At 41.5% G+C, this 13271-nt stretch carries 11 protein-coding genes; 3 read left to right on the top strand and 8 right to left on the bottom strand.

Annotated elements, in window-relative coordinates; all coding sequences use genetic code 11:
* Positions 1-225 precede the first annotated feature (225 nt).
* From Q9Q35_RS06775 to Q9Q35_RS06765, 3 genes are all read left to right on the top strand, one after another.
* Positions 226-2598 carry a phosphoketolase gene (locus Q9Q35_RS06775; protein ID WP_304652699.1) on the top strand — a complete coding sequence of 791 codons (2373 nt, stop codon included), beginning with the start codon at positions 226-228 and terminating at the stop codon, positions 2596-2598.
* Between the two features lie 101 nt (positions 2599-2699).
* On the top strand, positions 2700-3284 hold the full coding sequence (locus Q9Q35_RS06770; RefSeq protein ID WP_304652698.1) for a histidine phosphatase family protein: 585 nt from the start codon (positions 2700-2702) through the stop codon (positions 3282-3284).
* A 10-nt stretch (positions 3285-3294) separates the two neighbouring features.
* Positions 3295-4194, top strand: coding sequence for a UbiA family prenyltransferase (locus Q9Q35_RS06765; protein WP_304652697.1), 900 nt, complete (start codon positions 3295-3297; stop codon positions 4192-4194).
* A 154-nt stretch (positions 4195-4348) separates the two neighbouring features.
* Here Q9Q35_RS06765 and Q9Q35_RS06760 read toward each other — a convergent pair whose 3' ends face one another.
* From Q9Q35_RS06760 to Q9Q35_RS06725, 8 genes are all read right to left on the bottom strand, one after another.
* Positions 4349-6259 (bottom strand): copper-translocating P-type ATPase, encoded by a 1911-nt coding sequence (locus tag Q9Q35_RS06760; RefSeq protein WP_304652696.1) that lies wholly within the window; start codon positions 6257-6259, stop codon positions 4349-4351.
* Positions 6256-6630, bottom strand: a complete 375-nt coding sequence (locus Q9Q35_RS06755) for a cupredoxin domain-containing protein (RefSeq protein ID WP_304652695.1) — start codon at positions 6628-6630, stop codon at positions 6256-6258. Before Q9Q35_RS06755 ends, Q9Q35_RS06760 begins: the two co-directional genes overlap by 4 nt.
* A 109-nt stretch (positions 6631-6739) precedes the next feature.
* Complete coding sequence (locus tag Q9Q35_RS06750) at positions 6740-7480, bottom strand: ABC transporter permease (protein WP_304652694.1); 741 nt, start codon at positions 7478-7480, stop codon at positions 6740-6742.
* The gene (locus Q9Q35_RS06745) at positions 7474-8196 is read right to left on the bottom strand and encodes an ABC transporter ATP-binding protein (RefSeq protein WP_304652693.1); all 723 of its coding nucleotides are present in this window, start codon (positions 8194-8196) and stop codon (positions 7474-7476) included. The genes Q9Q35_RS06750 and Q9Q35_RS06745 overlap by 7 nt, the downstream gene beginning before the upstream one ends.
* Positions 8196-9170 (bottom strand): ABC transporter substrate-binding protein, encoded by a 975-nt coding sequence (locus Q9Q35_RS06740; protein WP_304652700.1) that lies wholly within the window; start codon positions 9168-9170, stop codon positions 8196-8198. The genes Q9Q35_RS06745 and Q9Q35_RS06740 overlap by 1 nt, the downstream gene beginning before the upstream one ends.
* Before the next feature lie 258 nt (positions 9171-9428).
* Positions 9429-11036: a polysaccharide biosynthesis protein gene (locus Q9Q35_RS06735; RefSeq protein ID WP_304652692.1), complete on the bottom strand. Its 1608-nt coding sequence runs from the start codon at positions 11034-11036 to the stop codon at positions 9429-9431.
* 132 nt (positions 11037-11168) lie between these two features.
* Positions 11169-11543 (bottom strand): N-acetyltransferase, encoded by a 375-nt coding sequence (locus Q9Q35_RS06730; protein ID WP_304652691.1) that lies wholly within the window; start codon positions 11541-11543, stop codon positions 11169-11171.
* A 71-nt stretch (positions 11544-11614) separates the two neighbouring features.
* Positions 11615-12325, bottom strand: coding sequence for a glucosamine-6-phosphate deaminase (locus tag Q9Q35_RS06725; RefSeq protein ID WP_304652690.1), 711 nt, complete (start codon positions 12323-12325; stop codon positions 11615-11617).
* Positions 12326-13271: the final 946 nt, after the last annotated feature.

Genomic DNA, 13271 nt, shown 5'->3' with positions numbered 1-13271 from the left:
TCGCTGCTTTGTTAGTTCCGACTGATGAAGAATTGATGATCTCACGTGATATCGAAGTGATCAAGCTCCAAGAACAAAAAGAAATTTCGGGCAAAAAGCCTTTATTATAGGCATTTTCTCTCTAAGTTTCAACTTTGGTACGTTCCAATATCCAAAATGGTTGACATCTCCCAAGAAAACGTTATTATAGAAGTGTAGAAAGAAATTAACAAAGGAGATCTCGCCATGACTGTAGATTACTCATCTAAAGAATATTTAAACAAACTCGATGCTTACTGGCGTGCCGCTAACTATGTTTCTGTGGGACAACTTTACTTAAAAGACAATCCCTTATTACGTCGCCCACTTGAAGCATCTGACGTGAAAGTCAAACCGATCGGCCACTGGGGTACGATCGCTGGGCAAAACTTTATCTATGCTCACTTGAACCGTGTTATCAATAAATACGATCTTGATATGTTCTATGTCGAAGGTCCAGGTCACGGTGGTCAAGTTATGGTCTCTAACTCATACCTTGATGGTAGTTATACTGAACTTTTCCCAGAGATCACACAAGATGTTGAAGGTATGAAGAAACTCTTCAAACGCTTCTCATTTCCAGGTGGGATCGCTTCTCACGCTGCACCTGAAACTCCGGGTTCGATCCATGAAGGTGGCGAATTAGGGTACTCTATCTCCCACGCAACTGGGGCTATCTTAGATAATCCTGATCTGATCGTTGCTGCTGTTATTGGTGACGGTGAAGCTGAAACTGGTCCATTAGCTGCTTCTTGGATGTCAAACAAGTTCATCAACCCTGTAAATGACGGGGCGGTGTTACCGATCTTAGACTTAAATGGCTTCAAGATCTCTAACCCAACGATCTTGTCACGTGAATCAAATGAAAACTTACGTAAGTACTTCGAAGGCCTTGGCTGGGATCCGATCTTTGTTGAAGGTACTGATCCTGAAAAAATGCACCCAGAAATGGCTGCTGGCTTAGACAAAGCTATCGAAAAGATCAAAGCTATCCAAGAAAATGCACGTAAGAACAATGACAATTCATTACCTGTATGGCCAATGATCGTCTTCCGTGCACCTAAGGGCTGGACTGGTCCAAAAGAGTGGGATGGTAAGCCGATCGAAAATTCATTTAGAGCTCACCAAATTCCGATCCCAGTTGACCAAAACGATATGCAACATGCTGATGCTTTAGTCGAATGGTTGGAAAGCTACCACCCAGAAGAATTATTTGATGAAAAAGGTGCTTTGATCCCTGAATTAGCTGAATTGACACCTAAAGGCAACAAACGAATGGCAATGAACCCACATACGAATCCTGGTTCATTGATCCGTGACTTAGCTTTACCTGATTTCCGTAACTATGCTGTTGATACGACAACTCCAGGTAAGAACAAAGAACAAGATATGACTGTTTTAGGTCGTTACCTTGAAGATGTTGTTAAATCAAACGCTGCTAACAAGAACTTCCGCATCTTTGGACCTGACGAAACGATGTCTAACCGTTTAGCCCCACTCTTCAAAGAAACAAACCGTCAATGGATGTTAGATATCAAAGAACCTAACGATGAATTTATGGCACCACAAGGTCGGATCATCGATTCACAATTATCTGAACACCAAGATGAGGGCTTCTTAGAAGGTTACGTCTTGACTGGTCGCCACGGTTTCTTCGCCTCATACGAAGCTTTCTTACGTGTTGTTGACTCCATGTTGACCCAACACTTCAAGTGGTTGCGTAAAGCTAAAGAAATTCCTTGGAGAACAGAAGTGCCTTCCTTAAACGTGGTGGCTACTTCAACAGTATTCCAACAAGATCACAATGGTTACACTCACCAAGATCCAGGTCTTTTAGGTCACTTAGCTGATAAGAAACCTGAATTTATCCGTGAATACTTGCCTGCTGATGCAAACTCCTTGTTGGCTGTCTTTGACAAAGTCCTAAATGATCGCGACAAGATCAACTTGATCGTTTCATCTAAGCACCCACGTGAACAATTCTACTCAGCTGCTGAAGCTAAAGAATTAGTTGACAAGGGTCTTAAGATCATCGATTGGGCTTCAACGGATCAAAACGCTGAACCAGATATCGTCTTTGCAGCGGCTGGGACAGAACCTAACTTGGAGACCTTAGCTGCGATCTCGATCTTGCATGAAAAATTACCTGACCTCAAGATCCGCTTCATCAATGTTGTTGACTTGTTGAAACTCAGAAGTCCTAAAGTTGACCCTCGTGGTTTGAGTGATGATGAATTTGATATGTACTTCACTAAAGACAAACCAGTTGTCTTTGCCTTCCATGGTTTTGAAGGTTTGATCCGTGACATCTTCTTTGATCGCCACAACCACAATCTAAAGATCCATGGTTACCGTGAAAATGGTGACATCACAACACCATTTGACATGCGTGTCCTAAACCAAATGGATCGTTTCGACTTAGTGAAATCAGCTGTCTTGAGCTTGCCTGACCCAGATAAATATGGCGAATTAGTTGCTGAAATGGACAGCATCATTGCAAAACATCACCAATACATTCGTGATGAAGGTACTGACCTACCTGAAGTCGAAGCTTGGGAATGGAAACCATTGAACAAATAATTTTGATACTAAACAAAAAAAGTCCTGTTTTTTCAGGACTTTTTTGTTTACTTTCAAATCGATCTTGCACTAGAATCTAAGCAGAAATGGGGGAATTTATCATGACAACTCTCTACTGTGTTCGACACGGACAAAGTGAGGCTAATTTAGCACAGATCATGCAAGGTAGCAAGATCGACACACCACTGACCAAACTCGGCCAACAACAAGCTTTGAATGCTAAAGCCAAACTAGCCACCGTAAGCTTTGATGCAGTCTATGCCAGTCCGCTCAAACGCGCCGTCCAAACCGCTAAGCTCATCAGCTCAGCGACCCCAACTTTAGATGAACGGCTAGTCGAGTTTGACTATGGGACTTGGGACGGCCAACCTTTGACCGACCTTTATACTAAATATCCAATGTATTTTGATGAACATCATAACTTATTGCCTAACTCATGGGAAGTTTCAGGGGGACCGACATATGCGCAAGTCACTGCTAAACTTGAAAGTTTTTTAGCTGAAGTCACTAAGAAGCATCCCGACCAGACACTTTTAGTCGTCAGCCACGGTTTTACACTCAAATTACTGGCAGCGTTACTTTTAGATATCAGAAATTTGCAAAACCTAAGCGAACCAGCTAATGCCTCGCTCACTAAATTATTGGTAACACCTAATACCCAGACCCTAGTCTATTATGGAAAGTAGGTGCAAAGCTATGCAACGCTTTAAAGCTTTAGTTCAAGCTCAAACTACCTTACTGACGGTCTTGCCTCTACTCTTAGGAACGATCATGGCAGCTTATTATTATCACCATGTAAATCTCGGCGAGACTTTCTTGTTGATGCTTTCAGCGATCTGCTTTCATTTAGCGGTCAATGGGCATAATCAATTAAGTGACTATCGCCGTTACCAAAACTCGTCCACGGTACAAGATAGCACTAATAATATTATCAAACGCTTCGATATTTCGATCCCATGGGCCTACAGCGTATTGGGCATATTAATGCTTATCTTTTTGATAAGTGGACTGTATCTTGCCTACTTAAGTGGTTGGCCTCTACTATTGTTAGGGTGTTTGAGTTTTTTGGTCGGCTATTGTTATTCTGGCGGTCCCTATCCACTACTCAAAACACCTTTAGGCGAGCTTTCTTCAGGTCTAGCGATGGGTTTAAATATTCCCTTGCTCGGGATCTATATCAATATCTATAATGCTCCGACTTACAATAATTGGTTTTGGCTAACGGGGAGCGTCGTCGCCTTGCCTGCTGTCTTTACGATCGCTAACATCATGCTAGCCAATAATATCTGCGACAAAGATGAAGACGTTGTGATCGGGCGTAAGACCCTTGCTTATTATCTAGGCACCAAGCACAGTTTGACTTTGTTGCAAGCTAATTATGTGTTTAGCTATCTGGGACTGCTCTTAAGTGCGGTCCTTGGTTATCTGCCCTGGCTCATTTTATTGTCTCTCTTCACGGTCAAAAGTGACTATCAGCTAGTCCAAGGCTTTGTCAAAGCACCAAATAAAGTCACAACTTTCCCGCGTAATGTTTTGCTGTTTCATAAGATCGTCGGCCTCGAAGTCATCTTGGGCTTACTTGGTTTGTTACTGTGATAAAAGGATAACTATAGCTAGCAATGTTAAAGCACTTCTCTAAGCTGCCTAGCCAAATGTGTTCGATAAATAAATAGGCAAGTGACCCACTACGCTGAAGCATGGTGGGTCACTTGCCTATTTATACAGTTCTGACTGCATTAGTTCACACTTTTTATACCTTAACTTTATTCAATAACAATGAGCTACCAACGACTGAGATCGAGCTAAAGGCCATCGCTAAGCCGGCTAATTCTGGGCTAAGCGTCAAGCCCCAAGCCATAAAGACACCAGCTGCGATCGGGATCCCGACCACATTATAGATCAATGCCCAAAATAAATTCAATTTGATCCGTTGGAAGGTCTTTTGGCTTAACTTCAAAGCTTTAACGACACCCATGAGATCATTTTGCACTAAGACGATCCCACCAGCTTCGATCGCAATATCAGAACCAGCTCCCATTGCGATCCCAACATCCGCAGTCGTCAAAGCAGGTGCATCATTGATCCCATCCCCAACAAAGGCAGTTTTACCTTGTTTTTGTTCTTGTTCGATGTAGTTTGCCTTTTCTTGTGGTAAGACTCCAGCAATAACTTCATCGATCCCAACTTCTTTAGCGATCGCTTGGGCTGCCCGCTTGTTATCACCTGTCAACATCACTGTCTTTAAGCCCTGAGCTTGTAATAATGCCAAAGCCTGCTTAGAAGTCGGCTTCGGGGCATCTTGAATAGCGATCATACCAATAACTTTATCCGCTAAACCAACTAGTGAAACGGTTTTGCCTTGAGCTTGTAATTCATGGAGCGTTTGTTGTTGTTCAGTGGTCAATTCATCATCACCTAAGAGGCGTTCATTCCCGATAAAAGCTACCTGACCTTCAAATTTGGCAGTCACACCCATCCCTTTTTGGGCTTTAAAGTCGGTCACTGGACTTAATTTTAACTGTTCTTGTTTTGCTTGTTCTAAGATCGCTTGAGCTAATGGATGTTCTGAAGTAGCTTCTAAACTAGCTGCCACCGTCAAAACTTGTCCACTATCTTCACCGACTACATCAGTTACGACTGGCTTACCTTCAGTGATCGTCCCTGTTTTATCTAAGACGATCGTTTTTAATTGATCAACTAACTCTAAAACTTCACCATTTTTGATCAAAACACCCATTTTAGCACTCCGACCCGTTCCGACCATCAAAGCTGTCGGGGTCGCTAACCCCAGCGCACAAGGGCAAGCGATCACGATCACAGCGATCGCGTAAAGCAAAGCCGTGATCGCACTTGCACCTAAAAAGACATACCAAACAACATAAGTTACGATCGCTAGGATCATTACTAACGGGACAAAATAATTTGAGATCTTGTCCGTTAAGTTTTGGATCGGCGCATGACTGGTCTGAGCTTTTTTGACCAATTCGACGATCTGAGATAGTAATGTTTCTGCACCAACTTTTTTGGCTTCAAATACCAAAGTTCCATCAGTATTTAACGTTGAGCCGATAACTGGCTCACCTTTTGTTTTTTCAACGGGCATACTTTCTCCTGTCACCATCGATTCATCAACTAAAGAATCGCCTCTGACAACGATACCATCAACAGCGATCTTTTCACCCGGCTTGACCAAGATCAGATCACCAACTTTAACTTGATCTAAAGGTATCTTGACTGGTTTACCAGCTTGTAAGATCGTCGCTTCTTTAGCTTGCAGATCGAGGAGCTTTTCGACAGCACTCGAAGCGTTGTTGCGCATTCTTTCTTCAAAAACTTGCCCTAATAAAACAAAGACCGTGATGAAGGCGGCACTTTCAAAATACACCGGGCGCCCTGTTGCCATCGCAAAGATACTATAAAAATATGCAACTGCCGTCCCTAATGCTACCAATGTATCCATATTGGCATTATGATGCTTAAAGGCAGCATAGGCACTGCGCCAAAATGGATAAGCAGCAAAAGCCATGATCAATGTCGTCGTGATCAGTGCGATCCAATTGTAGCTAGGTATCATCACACCAAAGGGCATCAAGAACATATCCACCAACATCGGTAGCGACAAGACTAGTGCAAGCCAAAAACGTTTTTGATATGACATCATTTAACGATCACCTTCCCATGAAACATGTTCATCCCACAAGCATAGTTGAATTCACCCGCCTTATGCGTATCGATCTTGATCGCATGGTCTTGATCTTTTGGCAAGGTCTCATTGATCCCAAAGTCTTCAAAGACGACTTTTTCTAAACATGCTGATGGATCTTTGCGTTCAAAGACGATCTCAGCTGGGACATCCTTTTTCAAAACAACAGTGTTTGGTGTATACCCCCCATCAACTACAACTTTTACTTTTTGCAAATTTTTATCTTTCATCGTTGCACTTACCTCTTTTTGTTCATGATCGCCAAAGAACCACCAACTGATAAATCCGATCAAAACGACTGCTACAACTAGTGTCAATACCTGTGCCATTTACTTCTCCCTCTTTCGTTTACATTTGTAATCACAACTATATGATACACCTAAGTTTACAAATGTCAATAAAAAAGTTCAGCCTCTTGTGCGACTGAACTTTCACATATTATTTATTTTGCCAGCGTAAGCAATACCGCTCTAAACCGCTGATCGTCAAAAACAAAAGAAATGAGACCACGCTGATCACAATGATCCCGCCAAACATCGCTAAGTAATCCAGACGATTCCACTGGTCCATGATATAGTAACCCATACCATACTGTGTCCCATACATCTCCGTGAAAAACAGCGTGGCAATGGCAGTCCCTAAAGCGATCTTTAGCGCAGAGAAAAAGCCCGCCAAACTCGCTGGTCCCGTTACATTGATAAAAGTCTGCCACCGATTTGCTGCCAGCACATCTAGCACTTGATACATCGTAGGTGGGATCTGTTTGACTGCATCTCGGACTCCGATGATAATTTGAAAAACGATGATCAAAGTGATCGTAATGATCTTTGAGGCATTGCCTAAGCCCGCTAACAACATGATCACGGGCAAGAAAGCGATCTTTGGAATCGGATACGTAAAATACACCAAAGGTTCAAATAAAGCTCCAAATTTAGGCAACCGGACACTCATGATCCCCAATGGGACCCCAATGAGTGTCGCAAACACTAAACTCATTGCTAGACGATACAAACTAAAGTAGATATTCCACCATAGATCTATATTCAGCAAGTGCGGAAAATACATATATACAGCCCAAGGTGACGGCAAAAGTGGTCGATCCACGAACCAAGCCCCAAGTGCCCACAAAACATGCAAGATCACCACAGCATACAGTAATTGCAGTCCACGTTTTACCATAATGTTGACACCAACCCTTCTAATTTCGTCAAAGCCGGGGTCAAGATCTCTGATCGGTCACGTTTAGCAAATGAGATCTCTTGGAGTGGATTTTCAATTAAACGTGGCTGATCTTTGGTCAAGATCAAGATCTGATCACTGAGTTGTAAAGCTTCTTTCAGATCATGCGTGACCATTAATGTTGTTACTGGGCTTTGTTGCCACTGGGCTAAAAACAACTGTTGGGCTCGGCGCTTGATCACCGTATCTAAAGCTGAGAAAGCTTCATCCAACAATAATAGATCAGGTGTCAAAGCAAAGGCCCGCGCTAAGGCTACCCGTTGCTTTTGGCCCCCAGAAAGCTGACTGGGATAACGAGTTAAAACGTCTGTCAATTCCAAGGTCTCACACAGCTGCTGTATTTTTTTGGTATCCAGCTTTTGTCCTCTGAGCTTAGCCCCTAGTTTGATGTTTTGTAGGACACGTTTCCAAGGTAATAAGCCATAATCTTGAGGTACCAGTGCAAGTGTCGCTTGCTTAGGCGTGACTGGTTCAGAATTTAAATAGATCTCACCACTATGAGGCAATAAGCCTGCGATCGCATTTAAAAGCGTCGTTTTTCCACTACCAGATGGACCCAAAATAGCTAAGATCGTCTGTTCAGGAAGCGTCAAGCTAAGATCGGTGATCACTTGACGTTTCGCATATCCGATCGTCAAGTGTTCAAGTTCAAACATTACTTAGCCACCGGTAATTGGTAGTGACTAGCATCAATATCATTTTTCAAGATCCCCTCTTCTTTAGCATAGTTGAAGGCTGCTTGAAGCATCTTAGCTGGTACACGCCCAGCTTTTTCATAATGAGGCAATGTGTAGTTTTTAGCGACAGTTTCAGGGAACCCTAGGTCTTTGGTCAAGATCGCTTGATAATCGCTAGCTTTGTGCTTATTGATCTGAGCAACTGCCTTATTATATGCTGTCGTCAATTTTGCCAAAGTGGCCCTGTCATCGCCTAATTTCTTATCCACACCAAGGATCGTTGTTTGGTAAGTCTTAGGATCACTTTTAGCGATCTCTTTTAAGCCACTTGCTTTAGCCATACTCAAAAATGGATCAGGCAAGATCGTGGCATCAGCTTGCTTTTGTTCAACTAATTGCAAACGGGCTGGAATAGCTGGGACTTCTTTGATCGTTACGTCATTAGCGGAAAGGCCATTTTGCTTTAATTGTTGATATAGATAAAATGTTGGGGTTTGACGTGGCAAAGTTGCAACTGATCTACCTTTAAGGTCAGCCACATTTTTTACACTATCATCACTTGTGACGATCCCAAAATAACCTGTCAAGCCAGTAGCACTCTTCCAACCTAGGTCACCATTGACATAACTAGCTAAAGCGACCACATCAGTCACAGCAGCATCCAATTGTCCTCCAGAGATCGCTGCATCACGCTCTTTAGGTGATTTAAAGTTAGTTAATTTGACATCTAAACCTTGATCTTTAAAATATCCTTCTTTTTGAGCAACATATAATGGCAAAGAATCTGGTGCCGGCATCGTTCCAATATTTAAAGTAACTTTTTTATCAGAGCTTGCTGAAGAAGAGCTATTTTTGACGGCATCTTCACTCGGAGCGCACGCACTCAAAGTCAAGACGACCAATAAAAAGGCGCCTAATGTAGTAAGTAATTTAGTGTGTTTCACCAATAACATCTCCATCCATAAATTTTTAGTCACTGAAAGTTTAAGAAAAAAATTATCAACTGTCAACTAAAGTACTCAGTGTGCAAAAATGCGCTTTGAGCCGTACAGATAGCCTAGGAGTGGCTATGATGCGTCTTTTGCATCATTGGCTACCCGTAGCTATCTAGGCTCTGCATTTTGGAGGACAAGACCCCACGAAATAACAAGGACTCCATCACAATGCAAAAATACACATCATGATAGAGTCCTCGTTATTCATGCACCCAGCTAATGTTTGCCCTTGACAGCTAATTTAACTTTAAAACCAAAGACTTCTTTGAAAATGCCACTTTTGTTCAACAAGGCGATATACAACAGAACAAAAGCCCCGCCAAAGAGCGCTGCATACAAGAAGGCAGTTAATTTATTTTGTGGTAAATAGACTAAACTGATCAATTTATTTGTCAGATAAGCCGCTAAAGCCACCAATAGATTGATCACAATGATCAACTTCACATTTTTCATCTGACCTCTTACCAGGTAATGCTTCTTTATCTGGCCATACACCCCTAAGGAGATCAGTAAAAATGACACTGTCGTTGCACTTAAAGCACCGTACGCCCCAAAAAGATAGGTAAACGGAACTTGTAAGGCTAATTTCAAAATGATCCCTAAAGTCAAATAACGTACAGCTAGGCGATGTTTGCCAAGTGATTGGACGATCGTAAAGAAGTCTGTAAACAAAGCCAACGCAATACTTGTGACTAAGGCATACGCTAACAAGTTAGCTCCCAAATGACTAAAGGGGAAAAATACCCCATTTACTTCCCACGACAATACCGCTAGTAATAGCGAACTTGGCAAAAGTGTCAGTAGCATCAATTCGATGTTTTGTGCGATCGTTTTACCGATCTGATGCTTTTCATTACGCTTGGCCAAAGTTGCTAATAACGGCAAAGAAGATTCAGAGATCGCGATCGTTAACGAGATAACGACGGTCGTGATCTTACTTGGGTTAGCTGAAAAATACGTGTATAGATCCTGGGCTTGTAGTGCATCCAATCCCGTCAGATCGACCATGATATCTTTAAAGGTCAGCTGATCGATGAATTGGTAGATCGTGATCGCTGAACCAACGAAGATAAATGGTAAAGCTTCTTTGAAAATATTTTTAAAGATCGTAAAGACATGCATATCGTGAGCGGGAACACTTTCATGGTAAAGCTTTCGGTAATGTCCCATGCGCTTTTTTAAGTAGGCGATCAAATATATGTAACTTGCCAAAGCCCCGATAAAAGTCGCAAACGTACTGTAATTGACCGCTTTGATGTAACTTCCATGTTGGATGAGCATGATCCAATAAGTTGCCCCCAAAATAAAGAGAACTCGGATCAATTGTTCCCATAATTGAGAAACGCCCATCGGTTGCATATCGGAATTCCCTTGATAAAAGCCCCGGATCATACTCATCGGTGGCAAAATGATCAAGGTCGGCACCATCACCCGGATCGCGGTTGTCGCTACCTCAGTCGAAACGACCGCACTTCTTTGCGCGATCATTGGGGCAAAAAGATAGAGCAATAGCCCACACAACGAACCTGTAAAGAGCATGAACAACATCCCATATTTAAAAACATGGACACTATCTTTAAAGCGGTTTTGCCCATTATACTCAGCAACTTGGCGTGCGATCGCAGTTGGAAAGCCAGCTACTCCGAGTGATAGAAAAAGAGCATACGGTGTATAAGCTACATTAAAAATAGCTTGGGCAGCATTTTGATCACTAGTCGAACCGATCATCATCAGCCACGGGATAAGATATATGATCCCTAAGATCCGTGAAAGGATACTCCCAAGCATCATCCAAAAAGTTCCGGATAATAGTTTGTTTTTCATTTCGATTCTCGCTTTTCAATTTAAGATCAGTATTTAGCCAAAATTTTGGCTACACATTAGACATTATATACCATAATAAAAAAATTTTCTTTTAAATCAACAAAAAAGCCGATCATGACTTCTACATCATGATCAGCTAAGATCGCGGTAAAAATAAACCATATCCTTCAAACAGATACCCTCAGAATAGATCAGCTGTTGGTAACTCAAAAAGAAATCAGGTTCGATGCGCAAAAAGCGAAAACCATTGCGCAGATAAAACCGCATGTTATTCAGATCAGCATCACCGGTACCAACGATCAAACGTTTGACCTGTGCACTTTGAGCTAAGATCGCATATTCGACAAGTCTTGTGGCGATCTTTTGGCGTTGAAATTTAGGCAAGACCGCTAAATTCTTTAATTCAAATGTGGTCTTCTCTTCAGTTGGTACGATCAAAGCTACACCCACTGTTTGCCCAAATTTCTTAGCTAAATATAGATCTCCTGTCTGCAAATACGTTTGCACTTTAGTTTCATCTTCATCACCCAATAACAGTAATTTTAAAAACTGTTCTCTGTTAGTACCATGATACTGCTCTAGTCTAAATTTAACAATGAAGCAGCATCTTCATCCACGATCACCGTTACATTTGGATGCTTTTGCAAAATACTTGCGGGAACATCTATCGTCACTTCACCTTTGACCATCGCTTTGATCGCTTCTGCTTTGTTTTTGCCAAATGCTTCAAGCAAGATCTTCTTGGATTTCATGATCTCGCCGATACCCATTGAATAAGCATATTTAGGCACATCTTCGTAGTTGTCAAAGTAACGTGAATTGGCTTTGATCGTTGAGTCGGTCAAATGGATCTTGGAAGTCGTTGAATCAAAAGCACTTCCTGGTTCATTGAAACCAATATGTCCATTTTCACCGATCCCTAGAAGCTGTAGATCGATCGGATTGTCTGCGATCACTTGGCTATAACGCTTAGTCTCGGCTTTTGCATCAAGGTTCGTGCCATCTGGCAAGTAGGACTTCTTGAATGGCTTTTTGTCAAAAAGATGATGTTGCATGTAGTAGTGGTAGCTTTGTTCATCATCAGGGGCTAAGCCTACATACTCATCCAAATTGACTGAAACATCATCGCTAAAGTCAAGGTCGCTTGCAACTATCTGTTCATAAGTTGTTTCTGGTGTCCCACCAGTCGCTAAGCCAAAAACTTTGGCACCGCTATCATGTTCTTGTTTAAAAATTTCTGCTGCCTTTTTGCCACCTTCAAATTTGTCTTTAACTACAATAATTTCCATGGTCCATTCATCCTTCCGTATTGGTATAGTCCAATTATAGTTCTAAGTGTGTCTAAATGCAAGTAATATGTTTTTGATACTTTTAATTAAGTTTTATCTTAGCGCAAAAAAAGCCACTTGAACTCAAGTGAACTTTTACGATACATTATTCCACCAAAAATTTATCATAAATCTCATAGCCTCATGTTCTTTAAGACCTGCTAGTATTCATCAAATAGATGCTCTTCTTACGACTATCCCCCTCTTTGATCATATGCTTAAACTAGCCATCCATTGTCTTTTCTTTGTACCTCGTTTCTAACATGAGTTTCCACTTCTTGTTCGTACTCTATATAATTTTTCTTCTTTCCAGCATCATTTTTCAACTCAGCGACCAATTTGTCCTTCAAAACATAGCAATGTCAAAAAATGAGAGGGCCCAGTGCATGCACAGCAGAGTGGTCCCTCTCATTATCTATACGGTGCTGACCGTACTTACATTATTAAACTCAGGATCACACCTAAAACGATCAAAGTCCCTACTAAAACTAGTGCTTGCCGAGTCTTAATACGTTGGTCAGATCTATCTTTCATAATGTTCACCTAAAAGATCTGTTTTGCATAATGCTCAAACAGTATGACAGTCGCTTCTAACGTATGATGCGCTTCTGATAATTCATAGTATTTAAGGTTCGCAGCATTAAAACCACGATACTTTTTCATCTGCTATATAAAACGTGAACAAACGTAATCAAATATATCAAATGATTACATTTGAGAAAGAAATATAGCTTTTCCTTTCCTAATTTTATTTACTACCATCAACACTAGTATTCCCATATCCTAACAAGAGGGTAATGACATTGACTAGCTCAGATAGCCTAAGGGTGTAGCTCACCCCGTTATATTTTTAACCTATTAAAGCCAAAAGATTTTTTACTGCATTTTCATCTCTATCCATAACTGC

Origin of the sequence: uncultured Ligilactobacillus sp., from assembly GCF_948826705.1 — a bacterium.
In the GTDB taxonomy this organism is placed as follows: domain Bacteria; phylum Bacillota; class Bacilli; order Lactobacillales; family Lactobacillaceae; genus Ligilactobacillus.
This window is presented reverse-complemented; position numbering and strand designations above follow the sequence as displayed.